This is a genomic window from Stenotrophomonas sp. TWI587, assembly GCF_039674145.1.
Lineage (GTDB): Bacteria > Pseudomonadota > Gammaproteobacteria > Xanthomonadales > Xanthomonadaceae > Stenotrophomonas > Stenotrophomonas maltophilia_AY.
In genome coordinates this window covers 41,040-65,444 of record NZ_JBDJMW010000011.1, presented here as the reverse complement: position 1 = coordinate 65,444, position 24,405 = coordinate 41,040, and the positions used below count along the sequence as shown (strand labels likewise).

Sequence of the window (24,405 nt, the reverse complement as noted above, 5' to 3'; positions counted from 1 at the left end):
TGTATACAGTTGTATATTGCTGGGACGGGCTATGATTCAGGGACTTGACTCCCCTGCCCCCGATGACCTCCCCAGACCTGCCCCTGTCCGCCTCCGACGACGCCCATCCCGCGCGCAAAGCCTCCATCTCGCGTGAGGATCTGCTGGCCGCGGCGTTGGCCCTCATCGGGCCGCACCGCAGCGTCTCCACGCTGAGCCTGCGCGAGGTCGCGCGTGAAGCCGGGATCGCCCCGAACTCGTTCTACCGCCAGTTCCGCGACATGGACGAACTCACCGTGGCGCTGATCGACCTGGCCGGACGCTCGCTGCGCACGATCATCGGCGAGGCCCGTCAGCGCGCGGCCTCCTCGGACCGCAGCGTGATCCGGCTGTCGGTGGAGACCTTCATGGAGCAGCTGCGTGCCGATGACCGCCTGCTGCACGTTCTGCTGCGTGAAGGCACGGCCGGCTCGGATGCGTTCAAGCACGCGGTCGATCGCGAACTGAATTACTTCGAAGACGAACTGCGGGTCGACCTGATCCGCTTGGCGGCCGCCGACGGCGCGCGCCTGCACGAACCGGCCCTGGCCTCCAAGGCGATCACCCGGCTGGTCTTCGCCATGGGCGCCACCGCGGTGGACCTGCCGCCGGAAAAAGACCCCGAACTGATCGATCAGCTGACACAGATGCTGCGGATGATCATCACCGGGGCGCGCACCCTGGCCGGCAGTCCTCCGCTGCGCTGAGGCCGCGCAGTCGACCAGCCCCCCGTTTACGGGGGTGCCGGAGGGCGGGAGACGCCCGTTGCGCTGCGACGCTGCGTCGCACCAATTTTGATTGACACCGGGTGTCAGGCGCTAATAAAGTGTGAAACTCCTCACAAACGTAACTCCGTCACTGTCTGCCGGCTGCTTCTCGGGAATTGGGGTCCTGAGCGCATCCAGGCGTACCGGGGACATCCGCCTGCAGGCCGTGCGCCTGTCGTGTCGCGTGTCGCAGTGACGGCTCCAGGCCCCAGGGAAGGCAGGCGTTGATGGATACCGTAGTGGCACCTCGTTCGCGGCGCGGCATGCGCGGCTTCACGCTGCTTGAGCTGATGGTGGTCGTGGCGATCATCGCCATTCTGGCCGCGATCGCGCTGCCCGCGTACTCCCGTTATGTGCTTCGGTCGAAGATCCGCCTGGCGCAGAGTGACCTGCTGGCCCTCTCGGCCAACGTGGAGAACTTCCGCCAGCGCACCCTCAGCTACCCCGACAGCGCGGAGGTCGCCCAGCGCGGCTGGATGCCGGCCGCCAGTGCCGCCAATTTCACCTTCAACTACACCTCCAAGAGCGGTGGCTACAGCCTGACGGCCGAGGCCGGCACCACCATGGGCAAGGCGAGCGGCTGTGTGCTCAGCCTGGACGATGCCAACTCCCGCAGCGTCGGCAGCGAATGCGCCGCTGTCGGCATCAGCAGCTGGTAACTGCGGTGCGCCCCTCCCGCGCGCGCGGCGTCACCCTGATCGAATTGATGATCGGGTTGTTCATCATGGCGATGCTGCTGATGGCCGCGATGCCCTTCGGCGCCCATTGGGTCAACAGCAACCGGCAGATGGAGGCCCGCAGCCTGCTGTGGGAGGGCGTTTCGCAGGCCCGCGCGATGGCGCTGCGCAATCCATCGGCCCGTCGCGCCACCGAACCGGCGGCAATGCTCCGGCTGCGCGCTGGCACGCTGGAGGTGATGGTCAGCGGCGCAAACACCCCGTCCTGGTCGGCGCCGGTACGGACCGGCGTGCACTTCAAACTCACCGATCTGGATGGCTTTGCGGATGCCGATGCGCTGGCCGACAGTGGCAATCCAGACTTTGACTGCGTCACCTTCGATGCCCGTGGTGTACGTCTGCCCGGCGCCGACGGCTGCACCGATAGCGACGTCGCACTGGGCCGGATCGCGGTCGGCCTCTCCAGCCAGGATCCGCTCTATGTCGATATGCTCTAAGCCGCCCCGCGGCCCTCGCTTCCAGCGCGGCGACATGCTGCTGGAGGCCCTGGTAGCCGTGCTGATCACCTCGCTGATCGCCGGCGGCCTGGCCCACGTCCAGTCACGGCTGATGGCCGACCAACGCGCGACCAAGGTCGAACGCCTGGTGGTCGGTCAACTGCGTGAGCAGTTGCAGAATGGCGGCACCGGTCTGTGCGGCAGCGGGACGATAGCGCTCGCGCTGTCCAGTGATATCACCCGCCAGGCCCAGGTGGAATGCGGTACCGCGCCGCAGATCAACGTGGCGTTGGCCGGCACCGTGATGCCGGTGGAAGCCCCCCGCGAAGTGGGACTGAGCGTGCGTGCGGCCGATCTGGAGCTGGAGGGCGATGATGCCGGCGAACATGGCGCCGACCTGCTGGTGTCCAGCCGCCAATGAACGGACACATGACACGGCGTCGCCAGCGCGGCCAAAGCCTGATCAGCATGATGGTCGGCCTGGTGATCTCGCTGCTGACCATCGCGGCGATGCTGGTGCTCTACAAGAACATGATCGAAGCGTCGGGCAATGCATCGCGCTCGGCGCTGCGCGATGGCCAGGTCGCCTCGGCGCTGCTGGCCGCGCAGATCGAACTGCAGGAAGCCGGCTTCGGCATTCCCGCCGAGGACACCCTTGCCAGCCGCCTGGCGATCAGCGCTGAAGGCAAGCAGATCGCGTGGCGCTTCAAGCACGAGCTGAACCAGGCCGACCAATGCGCCGGGCTGCGGCTGGTCGATACGGCGGCCGACGGCGCACCTGCGCGCGGCTTTTACCGGCTGCCGCCGAAACTCTGCAGCAGTGCAACGGCCGCGACCTGGACCGATGCAGAGTGGCAACCCGTCGCCGCCGAAGCCGCCTTCTTCGAGCCAAGTCAGAAAGACGGCAGTGCATTTGCCAGCGATGAACGCGAAATCGGCGCCTTGACACTGCGCGGTGCCAGCGGCGGTGACGGCTATCAATTTGTCGCCGTACCCGATGCCTGCCTGCCGTTCAAACAGCAGGACACCATCGAGCGCACCGGCCAGCGCGTGATCCTGCGCCAGGCCAGCGACGACGTGCTGTTCTCCGTGTGTCTGCCCAACCTCACCGTGCCCCCCGCCGCATGACCAGGACGTCCGCGATGAATCAACTCTCCCGGCGCACACGCGCCCGCAGGAGCTGTGCGCCTGGCCCTGCACGCCAGAAGGGCATGGCCACATTGTGGATCGTCCTGATGGTCGGTCTCGCCGTCTCGGTGACGGTGGCCGCATCGATCTACTCGCTGCGTGGCAACCAGCAGCGTCAGATCACCACCCACTCGGTCACCTCGGCACAGGCCGCTGCCTGGCGCGGCGTGGAAGTCGTCCGCCGCTACCTGCTGGCCGTGGATCCGGCGACGATGGCCGGTTGGGCCAGCGGCAGCGGCGGGCTCGCGATGCCGGCCACCATCAGTGGCATGGCAACCATCGGGATTCCCGACGGCAATGCACAGATCACCGCGCTCAGTGGCGCCAGCGGCAACTATCAGATCGCCGCCACGATCACCGCACTGGCCGGCAGCGGCTCCACCACCACCAGCGCCACGGTCGAAGTGCTGTATGACGTGACCCCGGGTGGAAGCAGCACGCCCAGCTCGCCGGTCTGCGCGACCATCCCCGCCGCACCGATGGTGTTCAACGGCGACCTCAACATCACCGGTGGCTCGCTCGGCGTGACCAATCCGGCGGGCTTCGAGAACATCGCCGTCGCTGGCAACATCAACTTGACCAACGCCAGCCAGGCAACGTTCTCCGGGTGCGCCAAGGGCAATGTGAGCCTCAGCGGCGGCGGCATTCTCAGCGGCGGGCATGTCTACGCAGGCGGCACGATCCAGATCAATCAGATGGCCAATCCCAGCGATACGACGCTGTGGGGGCGCAACGTCACGGTGGGCAGCGGCGTCAGCGGCGGCAACTACACGGCCATCAGGGCCGGCGCCTACACGGCCAATGTCTATGACGGGACCACACTGATCGGCACCACCGAGATCGGCGGCAAGCTGATCGGATCGACCGTGACGGGCGTGCTGCCCTGGTCGGCAGGGGTGATCGTCCCGACCAATGTCGGACGCGTCGTCTTGACGCTTTCAAGCGGCGACACCTATCTGCTCGATCTGACGTCGGTTACCACGGACGCGGCTACCGGTCTTGTTTCCGGTGCCTCGGGTGCCGAACACCTGAGTGGCAGCAGTACGTCCGCCCTCACCGATCAACTTACCTTCCGCGCGTCCAGCATCGCTGGCGGCGCCGTGAGCGTCGCAACGATCACGGTCAATCAGATGTGGGGCCATCAGGTCTCCATCACCGGCTGGGATGGCAACTACACGTCATTGCTGGCCAACGGTGACCTCGACGTGGTGTCCGGCACCATCGGAAACCTGGTCGGCGGTCGCGATGTGATCGCGACCAGGGCAGAGCTCTATCACAACTTCCCAAAACTGGGCACCGGCAACATCGCCGGCGTGCTCCGATACAGCCAATCGCGTCAGATCGTACCGGACACCGCCATGGCCATGCCCGGCCTGCGCACGCAGCAGACCGGCACCAGCCCAGGCCTGCCGGGCATCCCCTTCTGCGACACGCGTGTGGATGCGATCGATGTCAGCACCTACCGCGACGGTGCCAACTACATCTTCGAATGGCTGGAAGGCGCTCCGCATCTGACCATCCGCAATGTGCGCAATCAGGCCGGCCAGTCGATGGATGGCACCTACAACCTGGCCACCCAGGACGTCCGACGGCTGCCGGCCAATGGTGCGCAGTTCCTGACCTGCAACTGGAACCAGGCCGAGAACGGCGCCGCGCACTGCTTCCGCGACAAGACCGCGACCAGTGCATGGAGTGTTACCGGGTTGACCCACCTGCCGCGCGGCGTGTTCTGGTTCGACAACGCGCTCACCATCAATGGGACTCAGTTGCGCGATGCCGACGGCAATCGTGACCTGCTCACCACGCTGATCGCCAAGGGCTACATCACGCTGACAGAGTCCGGCCACGACAAATTGATCGCGCCGAATTTCTCTACGCCGGCGCTCGTCTGCGACGGCGACTACTACCCGAGCAACCTGTGCGACAAGACCGGGACTGCATCGCAGTTCACCGAATGGACTGATGCCGCCGGCGTATCCCATCGCGGCCTGCCGATCGGGAATGTCGCGCTGGTGACGGAAAGCGGCGCGCAGTTGTCCGGGTGGCAGATCCACGGCAACGTCATCCTCGGCTCCACATTGGCAACCGCCGCGCAGACCACCGTGATCCACGGCAGCCTGACGGTCGGCACCAACAACCCCGGCAGCGCCACCACGGTGCAGCAGGGGGGCGCCCAGGTGATCGTGCCGCAGGACCGCGACAATCACTACAACCCTGGCATCTGTGAAGCGCCGGCGGTCACGCCCGGCGGCCCGGCAGCGGCGACGGTGCGCTGGAGCCGGTACCGCTGACGTCAGCGATACTGACGCTCGCAACGACGCTCGACAACGCGATCACCGTTCTTGGATTGCTGGTTGCCCTGGATCTGGCGTCCAGCGGCGCCACCGGCCACGGCACCGGCCACCGTAGCCAGCTTCTTGCCATTGCCGCCACCGACCTGGTTACCGAGCAGACCACCCACAACCGCGCCGGTGGCGGTACCGGTGATGCGGTTGGGATCTCTGGAATTACGCTGGACCTCGACGTTGTGGCACACCACCTTGCTGCCGTCATTGAAGCGGCGCCCTTCGTCCTTCGGCCCGTAGGTCTGTGCGCCGGCAACCGCCGACACAGCGAGCAGACTGCCCAAGCACAACACGCGGAAGCTCGTCTTCATGGTCGATCCCTGTTTATGGAACATGGGCCGAGTGTCTGCCTGCCGAGGACAAGCCGGGGTGAATATGCGTCCACGCCGCGTCAACAGGCGCGCTCGGGTTCAGGGCACAGCCAGTGTGATGAGAGTGGCGTACACAGCTGGAAACAGCCACGACGGGAGCAGCTGCAGGACCGCCCGCCGTTTAGTCTTTGGGATAGACCGCCAGCACCGAACACCCGGGGCGTGCGAAGCGCGGGGTGCTGAAACGCAGATCTCCCTGGATGCCGAGCAGATCCCCTTCGATGCCGGACGGCGTCATGACGATTCGGTCACCGGGATTGCCGCAGATCAGGCCGTTCTGAAAGCCGGACTGGAAGTCGACGTCCGTCGCCCCGGCCAGGATGCTGCAACTGCTACCAAGTTCGACCCGGTAATAACGATGACCACCGTTGCGGCGCGGGTTGGTTTCCACGACGACGCCCTGCGGGTCTTCATTCCAGCTGCGCACATGACGCGTGGCGAAACAGTACTCCGGCGTTCCATGGAAGCCACGTCGCGGGCTGCTGCGCCCGTCAGACCTCCCGGTGACGGTCACCGTCGGCAGGGTGGTCGCGAAGCGACGGCTGCTTTCGCGGGCTGCCTCGGCGAAGGTGCGGTTGTCGATCTGGCTGACCGCACTGATCTGGCAGCGGCGGCCATCCACCATCACCTCTTCACTGGGGCGACCGCAGGCCCACCCGCCCGGGGCGTCCAGGCGGACCTCGGTGGCGTCGTTGATGCCAGGACAATCCGCGCTGAAGTCGACCCGATACGGTTGCCCGTTGGCATCGCGTACTGCAATGGAACCTGGCGTGGCCTGCTCCACCTGGCGCACGCCGCGCGCATCCAGGCAATGCGGCGCAGGCGGCGTGCGTACCTCGCCAGGAGTGGGCGCAGCCTGCACCTGCGCAGCGGCGGAAGCGGCCAATCCGGCCAGTACGAGTGGAGCCCACGTCGGCGATGCGATCACGATGCTTTCCTTGCACGGAGTCTGCCGCGAATCTACCACGCCCCCGGCCACAGCCCCCTCCCCTACAATGACCCACCCGGCGCTGCCCCCTGACGCCGACTCATTCGATGGACCCCGCGTGACCCAGAAGCCGCCCGAACACACCCCGCTCATGAAGCAGTTCTTCGCCGCCAAGTCCGATTACCCGGACCTGCTGCTGTTCTTCCGCATGGGCGACTTCTACGAGCTGTTCTACGACGACGCCCGCAAGGCGGCGCGGCTGCTGGACATCACCCTCACCCAGCGCGGCAGCTCGGGCGGCGCGCCGATTCCGATGGCCGGTGTGCCGGTGCATGCCTACGAAGGCTATCTGGCGCGTCTGGTCGCCCTGGGCGAGTCCGTGGCGATCTGCGAACAGATCGGCGACCCGGCACTGGCCAAGGGCCTGGTCGAGCGCAAGGTGCTGCGCATCGTCACCCCCGGCACCGTGACCGACGAGGCGCTGCTGGACGAGCGCCGCGACACCCTGCTGATGGCCCTCTCGCGGGGCAAGAATGGCTATGGGCTGGCCTGGGCCGATCTGGCCGGTGGCCGCTTCCTGGTCAACGAAGTCGATTCGGACGATGCGCTGGAAGCCGAGCTCGCGCGCCTGGAGCCGGCCGAGCTGCTGGTGCCCGATGAAGAAAATTGGCCCGCCTTCCTGCAATACCGCAATGGCATCCGTCGCCGCGCGCCGTGGCTGTTCGATGCCGACAGCGGTCGCCGCCAGCTGCTGAGTTTCTTCAAGCTGCACGATCTGACCGGTTTCGGCATCGACGACAAGCCGCGCGCCACCGCCGCCGCCGGCGCCCTGCTCGGCTATGTCGAAGAAACCCAGAAGCAACGCCTGCCGCACCTCACCGCGATCGCCACGGAAACCGCGAGCGAAGCCATCGCCATGAACGCGGCCACGCGCCGCCATCTGGAGCTGGATACGCGCGTCGATGGCGATACCCGCAACACCCTGCTCGGCGTGCTCGACACCACGGTAACGCCGATGGGCGGTCGCCTGCTGCGGCGCTGGCTGCACCGCCCGCTGCGCCTGCGCGAGGTGCTGGTGCATCGCCACGATGCGGTTGCCACGTTGATCGATCGCGGCGCCGATGGCGACGTGCGTGATGCCTTCCGCGCGCTGGGCGATCTGGAACGCATCCTCACCCGCGTGGCGCTGCGCTCGGCGCGCCCGCGTGACTTCTCCACGCTGCGCGATGGCCTGGGCCTGCTGCCCGAGGTGCGCGCCGTGCTCGCCCCGCTGGATTCGCCGCGGCTGGTCGCTCTGCACGACGCCTTGGGCTCGCATGACGAATGCGCGCACCTGCTGGCCAGTGCCATCGCCCCGACCCCGCCGCTGAAGCTCAGCGATGGCGGTGTCATCGCCGAAGGCTACGATGCGGAACTCGACGAGCTGCGCCGCCTGTCCACGCATGCCGATCAGTTCCTGATCGATCTGGAACAGCGCGAACGCATCAGCAGCGGCATCGCCACGCTGAAGGTCGGCTACAACCGCGTGCACGGTTACTACATCGAGATCAGCAAGGGCCAGTCGGAGAAGGCGCCGGTGCATTACACGCGCCGGCAGACGCTGACCAATGCCGAGCGCTACATCACCGAAGAACTGAAGTCCTTCGAAGACAAGGTGCTGTCCGCACGCGAACGCTCGCTGACCCGCGAGAAGTTCCTGTACGAGCAGCTGCTGGACATCCTCGCCAGCGGGCTGGAGCCGCTCAAGCAGTGTGCCGCCGCGCTGAGCGAGCTGGACGTGCTGGCCGGCTTCGCCGAACGCGCGCAGGCGCTGGACTGGGCGCGCCCGGAACTGGAGACCGCCCCCTGCCTGAAGATCGAGCGCGGGCGTCATCCGGTGGTCGAAGCGGTACGCGAGCAGCCGTTCGAACCGAACGATCTGGACCTGCATCCGGACCGCCGCATGCTGGTCATCACTGGCCCGAACATGGGCGGTAAATCCACCTACATGCGCCAGAACGCACTGATCGTGCTGCTGGCCCATATCGGCAGCTTCGTGCCCGCCAGCCGCGCGGTGATCGGCCCGATCGACCGCATCCTGACCCGCATCGGCGCCGGCGACGATCTGGCCCGCGGGCAGTCGACCTTCATGGTCGAAATGGCCGAGACCAGCTACATCCTGCACCACGCCAGCGCGCATTCGCTGGTGCTGATGGACGAGATCGGCCGCGGCACGTCCACCTATGACGGTCTGGCGCTGGCCGATGCGGTCGCACGCCATCTGGCCTATCAGAACCGCTGCTACACGCTGTTCGCCACGCACTATTTCGAGTTGACCGCACTGGCCGACGAACAGCACGAAGGCGGTGCCAGCGGCATCGCCAACGTGCATCTGGATGCGGTGGAACATGGCGACGCATTGGTGTTCATGCACGCGGTGAAGGATGGCCCGGCCAACCGCAGCTTCGGCCTGCAGGTGGCCGCGTTGGCCGGCCTGCCCAAGTCGACCGTGGCCCAGGCGCGTCGTCGCCTGGCCGAGCTGGAACAGCGCAGCCACGACACGCAGTCGGCAGTGGTCGCCGCGCAGGCACTGGATGCACCGCAGCAGTTCGGCCTGTTCAACGCGCCCAACAGCGCCGCGCAGGACGCGCTGGCTGCGATCGATCCGGACGAGCTGACCCCGAAGCAGGCGCTGGAAGCGCTGTACCGGTTGAAGACGCTGCTCTGACGATCCGGTAGTGCCGGCCGCTGGCCGGCTCCCCGCAGAGCCGGTAGCACCCGACCGTTGGTCGGGTGTCCGCGTGGGCCCGCGTGAATTCTTCGCATTCCCGTAGTGAACGCAGCGCTATGCTCGGGCGGTTCCCATCCCTGCCCTGGAGTCCGCCGTGAATACCGAATCACTTGCCGCGTCCCTCTTCCAGCAACTGCAGCAGGGCCAAGGCCTGCAGCAGGTGTCCCAGCAGCTTGGCATTGACCAGAACCAGGCCAGCGGCGCGATCGGCGCGGCTCTGCCGCTGCTGCTCGGCGCGATGGGCCGCAACGCGCAGGAGCCTCAAGGCGCCCAGGCACTGCTCGGTGCCCTGCAACGTGACCATGCGCCGGCCAGTGCCGGCGGCGGCTTCGATCTGGGCGGGCTGCTCGGCAGCGTACTGGGCGGCGGGGGCGGCAATGCGACCAATGGCGCCGGCATCCTCGGCCATGTCTTCGGCGGCAACACCGACCGCGCTACCCAGGGCCTGAGCCAGGCCACCGGGCTGGACAGCAACAAGACCAGCCAGCTGCTCGCCATCCTTGCCCCCATCGTCATGTCCTATCTCGCCCAGCGCTTCGCCAGCGGCGGCAACGCCAACCCGGGCCAGCTCAGCCAGGCTCTCGGCCAGGAAGCACAGAGTGCCAACAGCGGCGGCCTGCTGACCTCCGTGCTGGATCAGGACGGGGACGGACAGCTGGGCGTCGGCGATCTGCTCAAGCTCGGCGGCGGCCTGTTCGGCAAGCGCTGAGGGCAGGCGTTAGAAATAGCCTGCACCTATCGCATTGGTTGATTCATTCGAATGTACCGAATGAACAGCAATGGCTAACGTGTGGGCACGCCTTCACATCGCGGTGCCATGCGGCCCGACGTGCAGGCACTCTTTCCGACGTCGCCATCGCCTCCCCACGCCGATGGCGGCCACGTTCGCCAGTACACAGGTAGATACCCATGAAAAGCGAAGCCAAGTGCCCGTTCAATCACGCCCTCGTGGGCGATGCGACCACCAACCGCGACTGGTGGCCCAAGCAGTTGCGGGTGGACCTGCTCAACCAGCACTCGACCCGCTCCCACCCGCTGGATGAGACCTTCGATTACGCCGAGGCCTTCAAGGGTCTGGACTACGCCGCGCTCAAGGCCGACCTCAAGGCGCTGATGACCGATTCGCAGGACTGGTGGCCGGCCGACTTCGGCCACTACGGCGGCCTGTTCGTGCGCATGGCCTGGCACAGCGCCGGCACCTACCGCATCGGCGATGGCCGGGGGGGCGCCGGCCGCGGCCAGCAGCGCTTCGCCCCGCTCAACAGCTGGCCGGACAACGTCAGCCTGGACAAGGCCCGCCGCCTGCTGTGGCCGATCAAGCAGAAGTACGGCCAGGCAATCTCCTGGGCGGACCTGCTGGTGCTCACCGGCAACGTCGCACTGGAATCCATGGGCTTCAAGACGCTCGGCTTCGCCGGCGGCCGCCCGGATACGTGGGAGCCGGACCAGGATGTGTACTGGGGCCGCGAGACCACCTGGCTGGGCGGTGATGTGCGCTATGCGCACGGCTCCGAAGGCGTGCAGGAAGACCACGGCGTGCTGGTCTCCGATGATGACGCCGACGGCGACATCCACTCGCGCGATCTGGAGAACCCGCTGGCCGCCGTGCAGATGGGCCTGATCTACGTCAATCCGGAAGGCCCGGACGGCAATCCCGATCCGCTCAAGGCGGCCTTCGACATCCGCGATACGTTCGGCCGCATGGCCATGGACGACGAGGAAACCGTCGCGTTGATCGCTGGTGGCCACAGCTTCGGCAAGACCCACGGCGCCGGCCCTGCCGACAACGTCGATGTGGAGCCGGAAGCCGCGGGCCTGGAAAGCCAGGGCCTGGGCTGGGCCAACAAGTACGGCACCGGCAAGGGCGGCGACACCATCACCAGCGGCCTGGAAGTGACCTGGACGCGCACGCCGGCGCAGTGGAGCCATGACTTCTTCGAGATCCTGTTCGGTCACGAGTGGGAGCTGACCAAGAGCCCGGCCGGTGCGCACCAGTGGGTGGCCAAGGACAGCGAGGCGATCATTCCCGACGCGCACGATCCGTCGAAGAAGCACCGCCCGACCATGCTCACCACCGATCTGTCGCTGCGTGTGGACCCGGCCTACGAGAAGATCTCGCGCCGCTTCCTGGCCGATCCGCAGGCCTTCGCCGATGCCTTCGCCCGCGCGTGGTTCAAGCTGACCCATCGCGACATGGGCCCGCGTGCGCGCTACCTCGGCCCGGAAGTCCCCGCCGAAGAATTCGTCTGGCAGGATCCGGTGCCGGCGGCCCCGCAGACCACCCTCAGCGCGCAGGACATCGCCGCGCTGAAGCAGCGGATCGCCGCAGCCGGCCTGAGCGCGGGCGAGCTGGTCTCCACCGCGTGGGCATCGGCCTCGACCTTCCGCGGCTCGGACAAGCGCGGCGGCGCCAACGGTGCGCGTGTGCGCCTGGCCCCGCAGAAGGACTGGGCGGTCAACCAGCCGCAGCAGCTGAGCAAGGTGCTGGCCACGCTGGAGAAGATCCAGGCAGGCTTCACCGGCGACGGCGGTGCGCAGGTCTCGCTGGCCGATCTGATCGTGCTGGCCGGCAACGTCGGCGTCGAGCAGGCGGCCAGGGCCGGTGGCCATGAGGTCAGCGTGCCGTTCAACCCGGGCCGTACCGATGCCAGCCAGGAGCAGACCGATGTCGAATCGTTCGCCGTGCTGGAACCGTATGCCGATGGCTTCCGCAACTACGTCAAGGGCCGCTACAGCGTGCCGGCCGAGGCGCTGCTGATTGATCGTGCGCAGCTGCTCACGCTGACCGCACCGGAGATGACCGCCCTGGTCGGCGGCCTGCGGGTGATCGGCACCAACGTGGGTGGCAGCAGGGACGGCGTGTTCACCGATCGCGTCGGCACGTTGAGCAACGACTTCTTCGTCAACCTGCTCGACATGGGCACGCAGTGGGTCGCCCATGGCGAGGGCTACAGCGGCCGCGACCGCAGCACCGGCGCGCAGCGTTGGAGCGGCAGCCGCGTGGACCTGGTGTTCGGCTCGAACTCGGTGCTGCGTGCACTGGCCGAGGTCTATGCCAGCGCGGATGGTGAGAAGAAGTTCGTCCGCGACTTCGTCGCTGCCTGGGCGCGGGTGATGGAGCTGGACCGCTACGATCTGCGTTGATTCAACACAGCAGGCACACACAACGACCGGGCCGCTTGGCCCGGTTTTTTCATGTGTGCGGTGCGCGGCTCACAGTGCGTCCAGATCGCCCAGCGCACGGATCAATCGACGCGCGCGTTTGTCCGGCTTGTGCTCCGGCGGCTGGTACCCGTTCTTTGCCGCGGCACGCTGCAGGCGCAGTTCCGCGCGGCGTGCCAGCGAGGCCCCACTCTCGGCATACAGCTGCTGCGCCACCGGGGCGGGACCGCGCATGTCGCTGAGCCCAAGCACCTGGATATCGAATACTTCATCGCCACGGCTGATCTGCAGCGCTTCGCCCACGCGCACCGCGCGCGAGGATTTCGGGCGCTGCCCGGCCACATCCACCTTGCCGGTTTCCACCGCCTGTTTGGCCAGGCTGCGGGTTCGATAGAACCGTGCGGCCCAGAGCCACACATCCAGCCGCACGGCGGCCAACGGGGTTGCTTCGATCATGCGGGTGATTCAACTCCCCGGCTCAGCCGGTCGTCGGTTCAGCGGTTGCGGTGCCGATGGATCGCCACGGCAGCCGGTGCCACCGATCAGCGCGGGAACCCCCGCATCCAGATCGCGTCGCTGGCTGCCGACCTGGCACTCCGGTCGGTCCATGGGCCGTACCTGTGCGTCGCGCAGGCGGTCGTCCGTACTCGAACATGCGGCCAGCGAGGCGCCAATCAAGAGGGCCAGCGCGCTCTGGATGAACCGGTTATCCAGGAGGATCTGCAGCCGGCCAGCGGCCGGTACTATCGGAGGAACGGCGGACGTGCATTGAGACGCGGTGGTGCGCATCGCGATATCCCACTGACGGGCTTGATGCTAGTGTGCCGCTCTCTGAGCTCGATCTCCAGCGCACATGGCCAAAGCGCCGCTTGACCTGACCACGGGCCCGATCGGGCGCAATCTGTTCCTGTTCGCCCTGCCGATCCTGGCCGGCAACATCGCCCAGTCGATGAACGGCTCGGTGAATGCGATCTGGGTCGGCCGCTTCCTCGGCGAGGCGGCACTGACCGCCACCGCGAACGCCAACAACATCATGTTCTTCCTGATCGGCTCGGTGTTCGGCATCGGCATGGCCGCCTCGATCCTGATCGGCCAGTCGATGGGCGCGCGCGACCTGCCCCAGGCCCGCCGCGTGATGGGCACCAGTGCGACGTTCTTCATCGGGCTGTCGGTGGTGATCGCGATCGCCGGCTGGTGGCTGTCGCATCCGTTGCTGGCGGCGATGGGCACACCGGCCGAATCACTGCCGTTGGCCGAGGCCTACCTGCGCATCATCTTCCTGGCGATGCCAACGCTGTATGCCTTCGCGTTCCTGAGTTCGGCCCTGCGCGGCGTCGGCGACTCGCGCACGCCGTTCCGCTTCCTGTTGCTCTCGGTGGTGCTGGATATCGGCTTCAACCCGCTGCTGATCTTCGGCATCGGCCCGTTCCCGCAGCTGGGCATCGCCGGCGCGGCCTGGGCCACGTTGATCGCGCAGACGCTCTCGCTGCTCGGCCTGCTCTGGTACATGCGCAACAAGCGCCATGTGCTGTGGCTGGGGCGCAAGGACATGGCGCTGTTCAAGATCGACGGCGAGATCCTGCGTGCGCTGGTGGTCAAGGGCGTGCCGATGGGCCTGCAGATGGTGCTGATCTCGTTGTCGATGATCCTGATGATGACCATGGTCAACAGCTACGGCACCGACACCGCCGCCGCGTATGGGGCCTCGTTGCAGCTGTGGACCTACGTGCAGATGCCGGCGATGGCGATCGGTGCGGCGTGCTCGACCATGGCTGCGCAGAACGTCGGCGCGCAGCGTTGGGACCGCGTGCGTGGCACCGCCCGAAGCGGCGTGCTCTACAACTTCCTGCTGACCGGCGTGCTGATCCTGCCACTGATCCTGCTGGACCGTTACACCCTCGCCCTGTTCCTGCCCGAGGGCAGCCAGGCGCTGGAGGTGGCGCGCCATCTCAACCACATCGCGGTGTGGTCGTTCCTGTTCTTCGGCGTGAACTTCGTGATCTCCGGCGTGGTGCGCTCGACCGGCGCGGTGATTCCGCCACTGCTGATCCTGGCGGCCTCGCTGTGGGGCATCCGCGTGCCGTTCGCCGAGCTGCTGCAGGACCGTTGGGGGGCCGATGCGGTGTGGTGGAGTTTCCCGGTCAGCTCGTTCTGCGCGATGCTGATGTCGCTGGCGTATTACCGCTGGGGCGGCTGGCGCAAGGCGCGCATGCTGCCCAGCCATCACGAGGAACTGGCGGCCCCGGCCGAGGTCCCTGCCTCGCCGCCGTCGCCGGTGGCGGACCCGAACCCGACCACGCCACTGCAGCCTGCCCCAGCGGGCAACGCACGGCCGGATTAAGCGGCAGGCCCCTGCAGCAGCGTCTTCCAGGCAGGCAGTTGGTAGCGACGGCGCTGGTAGCGCATCAGCAGCGCCATCAACACGCCGAACAGCAGCCCGGCCATGACAGCACTGCCGATGGTGATACCCAGCGTAAGTGAGCCAAGGTCCAGCACCAGCCACATCAAGGCACGCCACAACACGCCCCACAGCACGCCAAACAGCCCGCCCATCACGAACAGATTGGCACTGAAGCTGGCAAGCAGCGGTGGCGGCACGCGTAGCCCCATTCGCCACAACAGCCGATGCAGCGGCGGTGCGCGCATGCCGGCAGGCACATTGGCGTCAGCCATGGCCTGCAGCGCGTAACGAACATCAGCGGGATAACGGTCCATGTGCTTATCCATCACGAGGCCATAAACGCAAACGGCCACCCGAAGGTGGCCGTTTGAGGCGACAACCGAAGTTGTCGGCCAGGAATTACTGGGCAGCCTTGGCAGCCAGGCGCGCGGCCTTGGCCTGCGCAGCAGCAGCCAGATCTTCCTTGATGCGGGCAGCCTTGCCTTCCAGGCCACGCAGGTAGTACAGCTTGCCGGCGCGGACCTTACCACGACGCTTCACTTCGACCGAGTCGATGATGGCGCTGTGGGTCTGGAAGACGCGCTCGACGCCGTAGCCGTGCGAAATCTTGCGGACGGTGAACGCGGAGTTCAGGCCAGCGTTCTTGGTGCCGATGACGACGCCTTCGTAAGCCTGCACGCGCTCACGGTTGCCTTCCTTCACCTTCACGTTGACGACGACGGTGTCACCCTGGCTGAACTTCGGCAGCTCGCGGGTGATCTGGGCGGATTCGAAGTCCGAGAGGATGGATTTGTTCAGCTTGCTCATGGGTGCACCGATAGTGTTCGGGTGATCGTGTCGTTCGACAACGTGGGCTCATGCAGTCACCGGACTGTGCTGCACGTTTTTTGTAGGGGTTCCTGCCAACGAGCCCAAAAGGCCGATGGCAATCCCGAATTGTAAACAAGATCCCGCCCCCGCGCTAGGGGGTTGGATCCTTGGCAACGGCCTGCCGTGCCTGCTCCAGCAGGAGGCGGTCGGCCTTGGACAACTGGCCTTCGTCGAGCAGGTCCGGCCGCCGCAGCGCGGTACGCAGCAGCGACTGCTGCCGGCGCCAGCGGGCGATGGCGGCATGATTGCCCGAGCGCAGCACGTCCGGGACAGTGCCCCATTCATGCTGGGCCGGATGGCTGTAATGCGGGCAGTCCAGCAGGCCTTGCGGGCCTTCGAAACTGTCCTGGGCAGCCGATTCGGCATCGCCGAGGGCTCCGTCCTGCAGGCGGGTCACCGCATCGACGATCACCGCCGCGCCCAGCTCACCGCCGGACAGGACGTAATCGCCGAGGGAGATTTCCTCGGTGACCTCGGCCTCGAGGAAACGCTCGTCGATGCCCTCATAGCGGCCGCAGAGCAGGATCATGCGCGGCAGTGCCGCCAGTTCCCGCACCTTGGCCTGGGTCAACGGCGTGCCCTGCGGGCTGAGGTAGATCACTGGCGCGGGCGCCGGATCCGCGGCCTTCGCAGCGGCCAGACAGGCCCGCAGCGGCTCGATCAGCATGACCATGCCCGGGCCACCCCCGAACGGACGGTCGTCCACCCGGCGGTAGTTGCCTTCGGCATAGTCACGCGGATTCCAGCCGTGCAGGTCCAGCAGACCGCGCTCGGCAGCACGGCCGACCACGCCCAGCGCGGCCGACTGCGCCATGAACTCGGGGAACAACGTGACGACGTCGATACGCATCCGGCTTAGAACTCCGGATCCCAGTCGACCACGATCAGGTTGGCCTCGAAATCCACCGAGACGACGAACTCGGGCTGCACGAACGGAATCATCCGCTCACGGTCGCCCTGCACCACGAGCACATCATTGGAGCCGGTCGAGAACAGGTGTGACGCCCGCCCAAGTTCGACGCCCTCGACGGTACGCACCTGCAAGCCCTCCAGATCCACCCAGTAATACTCATCGGGCTTCGGAGGCGGCAGCGCGCTGCGTGCGACATAGACTTCGGTCCCGTACATCGCCTCGACCACATCGCGGTCGGTGATGCCGGGAAACACGGCGACCAGATGCTTGCCGGACTGACGTCCGCGTGCACCGGTGAGCGTGCTCTCCTGGCCGGCGGGGGTCCGCAGGATCCAGGGCTGATAATGGAAAATGGCGGTACGCGGCTCGGTCCAGGACTCGAGCTTGATCTCGCCTCGCACACCAAAAGCGCCGACAATCCTGCCCAGCAGGATGCGGCGCTCGGTATCTTTCATCTGTATAGACCGATGGGCCGCGGCAGGCGCGGCCCTTCAGGATCAGGCCGCGGAGGCCTGGGCCTTGGTCGCTTCCTTGTACAGGTTGCGAACCTTGTCGGTCATCTGGGCGCCGTTGGCGACCCACTTGTCGACCAGCGGCAGGTCCAGCACGATGCGGGACTCGGCACCCTGGGCAACCGGGTTGTAGTAACCGACGCGCTCGATGTTGCGGCCATCACGGGCGCTGCGCGAGTCGGTCACGATGATGTGGTAGAACGGACGCTTCTTGGCGCCGCCGCGGGTCAGTCGAATCTTGACCATGGTGTTGTTTCCTCAATTGCCCAGTCGCCAGGATGGCGCGGTAAGCCGGCGATTATAGCGGCGGCCTCCGGCCATTCCAAGCCTGTGAAGATCGAGAAAGCTGAACAGGGCCTGCAGATCCGGCGGCTCAGGCCACCAGCGGCTGCCAGGCTACGGCCCCCAGCACCTGCCGGGCCTTGGCGCACAGCGCTTCCGAGTTCGCCAGCACGACCCCATCGATCGCCGCGATCGGCCAGATGCCGGCCGCGTTGCAGGCGATGGCGGCATCGAATCCGGGCAGGTCTGCCAGTGCCACCTGCCGCACCTGCTGGTCATCACCCCATCCTGCCTGCAGCAGGCGCTCATGGGTGCCGCGCAGGGCGGGCGCCTGCGGCCAGACCAGCGTGCCGCCCGAGGCGAACGCGATGTTCCAGGTGGTGCCTTCACTGACAAGGCCGTCGTCGCCGACGAACAGCGCATCGTCCACCCCGGCCAGCAAGGCCTCACGGCGATGCTGGAACAGCGCGAACGTACCGACATGCTTCACGTGCGGCAGCTCGCGCTGGTAACGCACCGTCTGCAGCCGCCGCGCTATCGCCGGCAGATCGACCGGTGGCGCGACGGCCACCAGCACATCCACGGCGACGGGCTGCAGCGGCCGCCGGAAATCGAACTGCCGCGAAAACACGGTCACCCGCAGCGATGCATCGACAACACCTTCGGCCTGCAGCGCGTCATGCATCCAGGCCCGGACCTGCAAGGTGTCCAGCGCGGTGCCGAACAGTTCGAGCGTTCCCTCCTGCAGACGCTGCAGATGCAGATCCAGCCCCTGCACCGCGCCACTGCGCACCTGTAGCGAGGTGAAATGACCGTAGTTGGTCAGCGCACCGGCAAGATCATCGGCGCTGGCGGGATGACCATTGCAGTACAGCGTCATCCGAGCAACGCCTTCGCATCGGCCCACATCTGCTGCAGCACCTCTGATGCCGGCCGCGCGGGAGCCATCCACGCGGACTGCCCCGCCCAGGCCTGCATTGCATCGAGATTGTTCTCCCGGCCCGCCTGCGCGCGCATCGGCGCGGTCAGCCCGCGCTGCACCGGATACGGCCGCGGTGGCGGTGCGCCAGCAGACGCCGCGGCGCGCACATACGCGGTGGCCAGCCCACGGCCGAGGCGACCACTGAAGGCGCGCGTCGGCCAGGTGTCCTCCGGTTCGGCGCTGGCCAACGCCTGCGACCACGCCGGATTCAAGCGGCACTCTGGCGTGCGCAGGAACGCGGTGCCCACCTGCACCGCACTCGCGCCCAGCGTCAGGGCTGCGGCGATGCCGCGCCCATCGGCGATGCCGCCGGCCGCAATGACCGGGATATCCAGGTGATCGGCCAGCCGCGGCAGCAGCGCGAACAATCCGACCAGTTGGCGCTCGGCCGCGTCCGGATCGAATGCGCCGCGATGGCCGCCCGCTTCGAAGCCCTGCGCGACCACTGCATCGGCGCCGGCCACCTGCGCGGCACGCGCTTCGGCCAAGGTCGTGGCACAGGCGATCCAGGCAATGCCTACGTCTTTCAGGCGCTGTACCTGTGATGCGGAGAACACGCCCATGATGGTGGAGGCCACGGCAGGCCGTGCCTCGATCAAGGCATCGAACTGCGCGTCGAAATCAGCCGGACCGGCATCGGCCGCACTGACCGGCACCTCAGGCCCCCACTTCGCCAAGAAGCGACGTGTCGCCGCTTCAGCATCGGCCTCGCGCGACGGCAGCGGATCGGGTATCCAGACATTCACCTGCGCCGGCCCTGCGGACTGCGCACGGAAATCGGTCATCCACGCCACGATGTCCTGCGGCTGGGACAGCACCGCGCCCATCGCGCCCATGCTGCCGGCATTGGCCAGCGCGGCCGACAGCGGCACGGGGCAAGCGCCGGCCATCGGAGCGAGCAGGATCGGGGCCTGCAATGCAAAACGCCGACAGAAGCTGTCGGCGCGTTCGAGAAGCGGGGAAACACTCACGCTCGGCGCACCTGTGAAAGGAGACGGTGCCAGCATACGCCGCACCGCCCCTGGCCGGAATGCGCCTGCGCAGGACTCAGCGGAACGGCATGCCGCCGCGGCCGCCCATGGCGCCCATCATCCCCTTCATGCTGCGCATCATGCCCTTCATGCCGCCGCCGGCCATCTTGCTCATCATCTTTTCCATCTGCTGGAACTGCTTCATGAGCTTGTTGACGTCGGCCGGGGTCAGGCCGGAACCACGGGCGATGCGGGCGCGGCGCGAGCCGTTGAGCAGGCCCGGGTTGCGGCGCTCTTTCTTGGTCATCGAGTTGATGATCGCGATCATGCGCGGCACTTCCTTGCCCTGGCTGACCTGCTGCTTGAGGTGCTCGGGAATCTGGCCCAGGCCCGGCAGCTTGTCCATCAGGCCGCCGATGCCGCCCATGTTCTGCATCTGCTCGAGCTGGTCGCGCATGTCGTTCAGATCGAACTTCTTGCCCTTGGCGACCTTCTCGGCCAGCTTCTGCGCCTTGTCCTTGTCGACCTGCTGCTCGACCTGCTCCACCAGCGACAGCACGTCGCCCATGTCCAGGATGCGGCTGGCGATACGGTCCGGATGGAAGACATCCAGGCCGTCCGGCTTTTCGCTCACACCGACGAACTTGATCGGCTTGCCGGTGATGTAGCGCACGCTCAGCGCGGCACCGCCGCGGGCGTCACCATCGGTCTTGGTCAGCACCACGCCGGTCAGCGGCAGCGCGTCGCCGAAGGCCTTGGCGGTGTTGGCGGCATCCTGGCCGGTCATGGCATCGACCACGAACAGCGTTTCGGCCGGGTTGACCGCGGCGTGCAGCGCCTTGATCTCGGCCATCATCGCTTCGTCGATGGCCAGGCGACCGGCGGTATCGACGATCAGCACATCCACGAACGACTTGCGGGCGTCATCGATCGCGGCGCGGACGATGGCTTCGGGCTTCTGGTCGGCGGTGGACGGGAAGAACAACACACCGACCTGGTCAGCCAACGTCTTGAGCTGCTCGATCGCGGCCGGACGGTAGACGTCGGCCGAGACCACCATCACCTTCTTCTTGCGCTTTTCCTTGAGGTGCTTGGCCAGCTTGCCCACCGTGGTGGTCTTGCCCGCACCCTGCAGGCCGGCCATCAGGATGATCGCCGGCGCCGGCACGTTGAGGTTCAGGTCCGAGGCAGCCGAGCCCATGACCGCGGTCAGCTCGTCGCGCACGACCTTGATCAGCGCCTGGCCGGGGGTCAGCGACTTGAGCACTTCCTGGCCGACCGCACGCACCTTGATGCGTTCGACCAGCGCCTGCACCACGGGCAGCGCGACATCGGCTTCAAGCAGCGCGATGCGGACTTCGCGGGTGGCCTCGCGGATGTTTTCCTCGGTCAGGCGACCGCGGCCGCGCAGCCGCTCGATGGTGCCGGAGAGGCGCTGGGTCAGGGACTCGAACATGGAAGCGACCTGTTCAGAACAAAAGACAATGAGACCGCCAGTATAACGGTTCCGCCCCGGCTCCCGGACCGGCCCCGGCGGCGGCGCTGCGGGCATCGCCAGCACCCCGGGGGTATGCGAAACTGACACGATGACAATCGTTCTCATCGCGACCCTGCTGTACCTGACCGCGACCGGCCTGCTGGTGCGCGCGGTCGTCCGCGATGATGCGGTGACCTCCCCGGCCTGGCTGTGGCCAGCGTTGCCGGCCATGCTGCTGCACGGCGGTTATCACGTGCTGGTGGCGATGCGGACCAGCGGCGGGCCGGACATGCACTTCTTCGCCGCGCTGTCGCTGGTCGGTCTGGGCATGGCGTGGCTGACCTCGCTGGTGGCCGCGCGCGGGCGCATGGCCGCGCTAGGGGTGCTGGTGTTCCCGATGGCGGCAGCAGTGCTGTGGATCTACCACGGCTACGGCCACGAGCCGAGCAAACCGCTGGGCTGGCAGCTGGCCACGCACGCGTGGACGGCCCTGCTCGCCTACGCCACCCTGAGCGTGGCCGCCTTGCTGGCGATCATGCTGTGGCTGCAGGAACGCGCCCTGCGCCGCCGTGACTTCCGCCCATGGCTGCGCGCCCTGCCCCCGCTGGCAGATCTGGAAGCCCTGCTGTTCCGCGTGATCGCGGTAGGCTTTGCGCTGCTCACGCTGACCCTGGTCACCGGCGTCCTGTTCGTCGATGACCTGCTGGCCCAGAAGCTGGTGCACAAGACCGTGCTCAGCATCCTGTCCTGGATTTTCTTCGGCACGCTGCTCATCGGCCGCCGCCGCTATGGCTGGCGCGGTGCGAAGGCAGTGCACTGGACCCTGACCGCGATGGCGCTGCTGCTGCTGGCCTTCTTCGGCAGCCAGTTCGTGATCGAACTGGTGTTCGGACGCACGCGATAGGAGCGTGCCGACCAACCGTCGGCACGCTCCCGCTATCCGCTGATTACAACCCGTACCGTTCGATCGCGTCCAGATGCGGCTGGCGGTCCTGGTCGCAGGCCTCGGCCAGGCGCAGCCAGCAGTGCGGGTGCGCCCACTCCGCCGTCGCCTGCTGCAGGAAGCGATGCAGCGCCAGCGGCGCGTGATCCTGCGGCTGGGCGACCGTGAACAGCAGCCCCGGCAGCGTGCCGCCTTCGGCATCCGGATCGGTCACGGTGTAATCCGCACGGCTGTGCGACCACACCTTCCAGCCCTGCGCCTCGGCCGCTTCCACCAACGCGTTCCATGCCGCCTCGCCCGGATGCGCGCCGTCGACCAGCCAGCTGCGTGCGAATCCACCCCGCTCCAGCACGTGCACCTGCGCATAGGTCGGAATGAAGTGCTCGCGCTCGGCTTCATCTTCCGGTGCGGGGTGCACCAGGCCGGCGTCGAACACCACCCAGTCACCCACCTGCTGCGCGCGGTTGGCCGGTGCGTTCTCGACGATGCGCGCGGTCACCGGGCCGCTGCGGCGGGCGTAGTACTCCACCGGCTCGCCGCCGTCTTCGCTGCGGATGATCACCCAGCCCCAGGGCTCTTCGACCACGCCCTGCTGGCTGGACAATTCCATGCCGATCGCGGCCGCCGAGCGGCGCACCGCATCCCAGTCGCCCGCCGCACTCGCCGCACTCATGTGGTCCCAGTGCGCGGCATTCGGCTCCTCCAGCGTCTCCACCAGCTGCGCGTAGCAGGCCTGCGCATCGCTGAAGCGGCCGGTCTCCATATACATGCGGGCAAGCGTCCCGCGTGCGCCGTTCGAGCCTGGCGACAAGGCCAGCAATGCCTGCGCGGCCTGTTCCAGCGCCGGCCAGTCGGACGCACGCCGGGCACGCTGTACTTCGCACCAGTGCGCGAACACCGGCACGCTGCCGCGATAGGTCGCGGCCAGCCTGCGCAGGCCATCATCATCGCCCTGCTCGGCCAGCCAACGCATCAGGGTGTAGGCCGCCGCGCCATCTTCCTGCGCGTGGCCGCGCACGAAGTCCCACAGCAGCGCCATGGCTTCGGTGGTTGCGCCACAGGCGTGCAGCGCCGAGGCAGCGACCTCGGCCAGCGCGCCGTCGTCCGGCTGCTCGGCGTGCGCCTGCAGCAGCCACTGCGCTTCACGCTCGGGATCGCGCGACTGGTGCTGTTCGCCCTGCGCCTGCAGCCATGCCAGCAGTTCATCGGCGGGCACCGGGAGCGGTGCCATGTCCGGCAGTGCCTCGATCCGTGCGGCCAATCCAGCCACCAGCGCGGCAGCGCCACGATCCTGCCGCAGCTGCGCCAGATGGGTCCGGGCCAGACCGAGCTGGCGCTGCGCCACCCAGCGCGCGCCACGCTGCAGGGCCAGTTCCAGGCTCAATGCAGCGATCTCGATCACCAGGTGATGCGCGCCGACCGCGGCGAAGTGCTCGATGATGGTGTTGAAGCGCGTGCCCAGATCCCAGGTATTGCGCGCGCCATCACGGCTGCACAGTGTCGACGCGGTATTGGCCCACAACCGCCAGTGGTTCGGCGTCAGCTCGCTCCATGGCACCAGCTGCTGCAGTGCCTCTTCATCACGCCCCAGCTGGGCCAGCGCCCAGGCCTTGGACAGCCGGCGCGGCACCGTGCAGTTGGCCGGCTCGTAGTCGCCTGCAGCGGCTACTTCGGCCTCGCGCTGCTCGATCAGTGCCAGCGCCTCCTCCGCACGGCCGCTGGCCAGCAGGATCTTGATCTGCATTTCCGGGAAGCTGTCGAACACCTCCTTGCCACGCGCCTGGATCGCCGCCGCCTGCACCTGCAGGTACTCCAGCGCATCCTGGCCGCGGCCGTCGTCCAGCAGCGCGTCCGCCTTCTCGCAGCTCAGGCACTGGAAGCAGGCCCAGCTCGGGTCGATGCGGCCCAGCGTCTCGTCGCAGACCTCGATGCGCTCGGGCACCCAGCCCGGACCATCGATGTTGCCGTAACAGGCGGCAAGATCCTGGGTGACGCAGATCGACTGCGGGCAGTCCAGGGTATCGGCACGGTGTGCGCGCTCGAACAGGGCCACCGACTCGCCCAGTGCGCTTTCACCTTCCATGCGGTTGCCGACGCGGTTGCGCAGCGCCCAATGGCCGACATAGACGTCGACCCAGGGGTTGTCCAGCGCCTTGCCCAGCGCGCGCGCTTCGGGCAGCAGTGCGTCGACGCGGTCGACCTGCAGTTCACTGACGTCATCGGCAAGGCGGGTCAGCAGGTGGGCGTTCTGTGCCTGCCCGGCCTGGCGCAGGTCTTCCTGCAGTTTTTCAACCCAGTTCCAGATATCCATGGGGGTAATGCTCCTGTCTA

At 67.2% G+C, this 24,405-nt stretch carries 24 protein-coding genes; 11 read left to right on the top strand and 13 right to left on the bottom strand.

Annotated features, from left to right (window positions below; translation table 11 throughout):
• Positions 1–62 precede the first annotated feature (62 nt).
• The 6 genes from fabR to ABE464_RS16560 all read left to right on the top strand — a co-directional run bounded on the left by fabR (position 63) and on the right by ABE464_RS16560 (position 5,438).
• On the top strand, positions 63–725 hold the full coding sequence (gene fabR / locus ABE464_RS16585; RefSeq protein WP_259260425.1) for an HTH-type transcriptional repressor FabR: 663 nt from the start codon (positions 63–65) through the stop codon (positions 723–725).
• A 287-nt stretch (positions 726–1,012) separates the two neighbouring features.
• The gene (locus ABE464_RS16580; RefSeq protein ID WP_346472822.1) at positions 1,013–1,444 is read left to right on the top strand and encodes a type IV pilin protein; all 432 of its coding nucleotides are present in this window, start codon (positions 1,013–1,015) and stop codon (positions 1,442–1,444) included.
• A 5-nt stretch (positions 1,445–1,449) separates the two neighbouring features.
• Positions 1,450–1,959 carry a prepilin-type N-terminal cleavage/methylation domain-containing protein gene (locus tag ABE464_RS16575; RefSeq protein ID WP_346472821.1) on the top strand — a complete coding sequence of 170 codons (510 nt, stop codon included), beginning with the start codon at positions 1,450–1,452 and terminating at the stop codon, positions 1,957–1,959.
• Positions 1,943–2,380: a hypothetical protein gene (locus tag ABE464_RS16570; protein ID WP_346472820.1), complete on the top strand. Its 438-nt coding sequence runs from the start codon at positions 1,943–1,945 to the stop codon at positions 2,378–2,380. Before ABE464_RS16575 ends, ABE464_RS16570 begins: the two co-directional genes overlap by 17 nt.
• An 8-nt stretch (positions 2,381–2,388) precedes the next feature.
• Positions 2,389–3,087 carry a prepilin-type N-terminal cleavage/methylation domain-containing protein gene (locus tag ABE464_RS16565; RefSeq protein WP_346472819.1) on the top strand — a complete coding sequence of 233 codons (699 nt, stop codon included), beginning with the start codon at positions 2,389–2,391 and terminating at the stop codon, positions 3,085–3,087.
• Between the two features lie 83 nt (positions 3,088–3,170).
• Positions 3,171–5,438: a hypothetical protein gene (locus ABE464_RS16560; protein ID WP_346472818.1), complete on the top strand. Its 2,268-nt coding sequence runs from the start codon at positions 3,171–3,173 to the stop codon at positions 5,436–5,438.
• A gap of 2 nt (positions 5,439–5,440) precedes the next feature.
• Here ABE464_RS16560 and ABE464_RS16555 read toward each other — a convergent pair whose 3' ends face one another.
• Together ABE464_RS16555 and ABE464_RS16550 are read right to left on the bottom strand one after the other, a co-directional pair.
• Complete coding sequence (locus ABE464_RS16555) at positions 5,441–5,803, bottom strand: glycine zipper 2TM domain-containing protein (protein WP_346472817.1); 363 nt, start codon at positions 5,801–5,803, stop codon at positions 5,441–5,443.
• 181 nt (positions 5,804–5,984) lie between these two features.
• Positions 5,985–6,791, bottom strand: coding sequence for a DUF6491 family protein (locus tag ABE464_RS16550; protein WP_346472816.1), 807 nt, complete (start codon positions 6,789–6,791; stop codon positions 5,985–5,987).
• A 151-nt stretch (positions 6,792–6,942) separates the two neighbouring features.
• On the opposite strand from ABE464_RS16550, the gene mutS reads away from it, so the two are divergent.
• From mutS to katG, 3 genes are all read left to right on the top strand, one after another.
• Positions 6,943–9,498: a DNA mismatch repair protein MutS gene (mutS, locus tag ABE464_RS16545; RefSeq protein WP_346472868.1), complete on the top strand. Its 2,556-nt coding sequence runs from the start codon at positions 6,943–6,945 to the stop codon at positions 9,496–9,498.
• A gap of 157 nt (positions 9,499–9,655) precedes the next feature.
• Entirely contained in the window at positions 9,656–10,270 is a 615-nt protein-coding gene (locus tag ABE464_RS16540) for a DUF937 domain-containing protein (RefSeq protein WP_346472815.1), read from the top strand.
• A gap of 200 nt (positions 10,271–10,470) precedes the next feature.
• Positions 10,471–12,705, top strand: coding sequence for a catalase/peroxidase HPI (gene katG / locus ABE464_RS16535; protein ID WP_346472814.1), 2,235 nt, complete (start codon positions 10,471–10,473; stop codon positions 12,703–12,705).
• A gap of 69 nt (positions 12,706–12,774) precedes the next feature.
• Here katG and ABE464_RS16530 read toward each other — a convergent pair whose 3' ends face one another.
• The gene (locus ABE464_RS16530) at positions 12,775–13,179 is read right to left on the bottom strand and encodes a S4 domain-containing protein (RefSeq protein WP_346472813.1); all 405 of its coding nucleotides are present in this window, start codon (positions 13,177–13,179) and stop codon (positions 12,775–12,777) included.
• A 9-nt stretch (positions 13,180–13,188) separates the two neighbouring features.
• Positions 13,189–13,437 (bottom strand): hypothetical protein, encoded by a 249-nt coding sequence (locus ABE464_RS16525; RefSeq protein ID WP_346472867.1) that lies wholly within the window; start codon positions 13,435–13,437, stop codon positions 13,189–13,191.
• A gap of 139 nt (positions 13,438–13,576) precedes the next feature.
• Between ABE464_RS16525 and ABE464_RS16520 the strand changes: the two genes are divergently transcribed.
• Positions 13,577–15,064, top strand: coding sequence for an MATE family efflux transporter (locus tag ABE464_RS16520; protein ID WP_346472812.1), 1,488 nt, complete (start codon positions 13,577–13,579; stop codon positions 15,062–15,064).
• Here ABE464_RS16520 and ABE464_RS16515 read toward each other — a convergent pair.
• The 8 genes from ABE464_RS16515 to ffh all read right to left on the bottom strand — a co-directional run bounded on the left by ABE464_RS16515 (position 15,061) and on the right by ffh (position 21,110).
• The gene (locus ABE464_RS16515; protein ID WP_346472811.1) at positions 15,061–15,438 is read right to left on the bottom strand and encodes a DUF6404 family protein; all 378 of its coding nucleotides are present in this window, start codon (positions 15,436–15,438) and stop codon (positions 15,061–15,063) included. The genes ABE464_RS16520 and ABE464_RS16515 overlap by 4 nt on opposite strands.
• Before the next feature lie 85 nt (positions 15,439–15,523).
• Positions 15,524–15,931 (bottom strand): 50S ribosomal protein L19, encoded by a 408-nt coding sequence (rplS, locus tag ABE464_RS16510; RefSeq protein WP_019184486.1) that lies wholly within the window; start codon positions 15,929–15,931, stop codon positions 15,524–15,526.
• Positions 15,932–16,085: 154 nt separating this feature from the next.
• Positions 16,086–16,844, bottom strand: a complete 759-nt coding sequence (trmD, locus tag ABE464_RS16505) for a tRNA (guanosine(37)-N1)-methyltransferase TrmD (protein WP_346472810.1) — start codon at positions 16,842–16,844, stop codon at positions 16,086–16,088.
• Positions 16,845–16,849: 5 nt separating this feature from the next.
• The gene (rimM, locus tag ABE464_RS16500; protein ID WP_070473373.1) at positions 16,850–17,362 is read right to left on the bottom strand and encodes a ribosome maturation factor RimM; all 513 of its coding nucleotides are present in this window, start codon (positions 17,360–17,362) and stop codon (positions 16,850–16,852) included.
• A gap of 42 nt (positions 17,363–17,404) precedes the next feature.
• On the bottom strand, positions 17,405–17,665 hold the full coding sequence (gene rpsP / locus ABE464_RS16495) for a 30S ribosomal protein S16 (RefSeq protein ID WP_017356068.1): 261 nt from the start codon (positions 17,663–17,665) through the stop codon (positions 17,405–17,407).
• Between the two features lie 127 nt (positions 17,666–17,792).
• Complete coding sequence (locus ABE464_RS16490; protein WP_346472809.1) at positions 17,793–18,581, bottom strand: aminotransferase class IV family protein; 789 nt, start codon at positions 18,579–18,581, stop codon at positions 17,793–17,795.
• Complete coding sequence (locus ABE464_RS16485; RefSeq protein WP_346472808.1) at positions 18,578–19,654, bottom strand: nitronate monooxygenase; 1,077 nt, start codon at positions 19,652–19,654, stop codon at positions 18,578–18,580. The genes ABE464_RS16490 and ABE464_RS16485 overlap by 4 nt, the downstream gene beginning before the upstream one ends.
• A 76-nt stretch (positions 19,655–19,730) precedes the next feature.
• Positions 19,731–21,110, bottom strand: a complete 1,380-nt coding sequence (ffh, locus tag ABE464_RS16480; protein WP_019184491.1) for a signal recognition particle protein — start codon at positions 21,108–21,110, stop codon at positions 19,731–19,733.
• Positions 21,111–21,240: 130 nt separating this feature from the next.
• Here ffh and ccsA point away from each other — a divergent pair, with 130 nt between their 5' ends.
• Complete coding sequence (gene ccsA, locus ABE464_RS16475) at positions 21,241–22,035, top strand: cytochrome c biogenesis protein CcsA (protein ID WP_346472807.1); 795 nt, start codon at positions 21,241–21,243, stop codon at positions 22,033–22,035.
• 43 nt (positions 22,036–22,078) lie between these two features.
• Here the strand turns inward: ccsA and ABE464_RS16470 are convergent, their stop codons facing one another.
• A complete protein-coding gene (locus ABE464_RS16470) occupies positions 22,079–24,385 on the bottom strand; it encodes a tetratricopeptide repeat protein (RefSeq protein ID WP_346472806.1) in 2,307 nt (768 codons plus the stop codon).
• Positions 24,386–24,405: the final 20 nt, after the last annotated feature.

Coding starts and splice junctions, on each gene's coding strand:
- ABE464_RS16570 (WP_346472820.1), top strand. CDS start 1,943: ATGTCGATATGCTCTAAGCCGCCCCGCGGCCCTCGCTTCCAGCGCGGC.
- ABE464_RS16470 (WP_346472806.1), bottom strand. CDS start 24,385: ATGGATATCTGGAACTGGGTTGAAAAACTGCAGGAAGACCTGCGCCAG.
- rplS (WP_019184486.1), bottom strand. CDS start 15,931: ATGAGCAAGCTGAACAAATCCATCCTCTCGGACTTCGAATCCGCCCAG.
- rpsP (WP_017356068.1), bottom strand. CDS start 17,665: ATGGTCAAGATTCGACTGACCCGCGGCGGCGCCAAGAAGCGTCCGTTC.
- mutS (WP_346472868.1), top strand. CDS start 6,943: ATGAAGCAGTTCTTCGCCGCCAAGTCCGATTACCCGGACCTGCTGCTG.
- trmD (WP_346472810.1), bottom strand. CDS start 16,844: ATGCGTATCGACGTCGTCACGTTGTTCCCCGAGTTCATGGCGCAGTCG.
- ABE464_RS16580 (WP_346472822.1), top strand. CDS start 1,013: ATGGATACCGTAGTGGCACCTCGTTCGCGGCGCGGCATGCGCGGCTTC.
- ccsA (WP_346472807.1), top strand. CDS start 21,241: ATGACAATCGTTCTCATCGCGACCCTGCTGTACCTGACCGCGACCGGC.
- ABE464_RS16515 (WP_346472811.1), bottom strand. CDS start 15,438: ATGGACCGTTATCCCGCTGATGTTCGTTACGCGCTGCAGGCCATGGCT.
- ABE464_RS16565 (WP_346472819.1), top strand. CDS start 2,389: ATGACACGGCGTCGCCAGCGCGGCCAAAGCCTGATCAGCATGATGGTC.
- rimM (WP_070473373.1), bottom strand. CDS start 17,362: ATGAAAGATACCGAGCGCCGCATCCTGCTGGGCAGGATTGTCGGCGCT.
- ABE464_RS16520 (WP_346472812.1), top strand. CDS start 13,577: ATGGCCAAAGCGCCGCTTGACCTGACCACGGGCCCGATCGGGCGCAAT.
- ABE464_RS16530 (WP_346472813.1), bottom strand. CDS start 13,179: ATGATCGAAGCAACCCCGTTGGCCGCCGTGCGGCTGGATGTGTGGCTC.
- ffh (WP_019184491.1), bottom strand. CDS start 21,110: ATGTTCGAGTCCCTGACCCAGCGCCTCTCCGGCACCATCGAGCGGCTG.
- ABE464_RS16555 (WP_346472817.1), bottom strand. CDS start 5,803: ATGAAGACGAGCTTCCGCGTGTTGTGCTTGGGCAGTCTGCTCGCTGTG.
- ABE464_RS16490 (WP_346472809.1), bottom strand. CDS start 18,581: ATGACGCTGTACTGCAATGGTCATCCCGCCAGCGCCGATGATCTTGCC.
- ABE464_RS16560 (WP_346472818.1), top strand. CDS start 3,171: ATGGCCACATTGTGGATCGTCCTGATGGTCGGTCTCGCCGTCTCGGTG.
- katG (WP_346472814.1), top strand. CDS start 10,471: ATGAAAAGCGAAGCCAAGTGCCCGTTCAATCACGCCCTCGTGGGCGAT.
- fabR (WP_259260425.1), top strand. CDS start 63: ATGACCTCCCCAGACCTGCCCCTGTCCGCCTCCGACGACGCCCATCCC.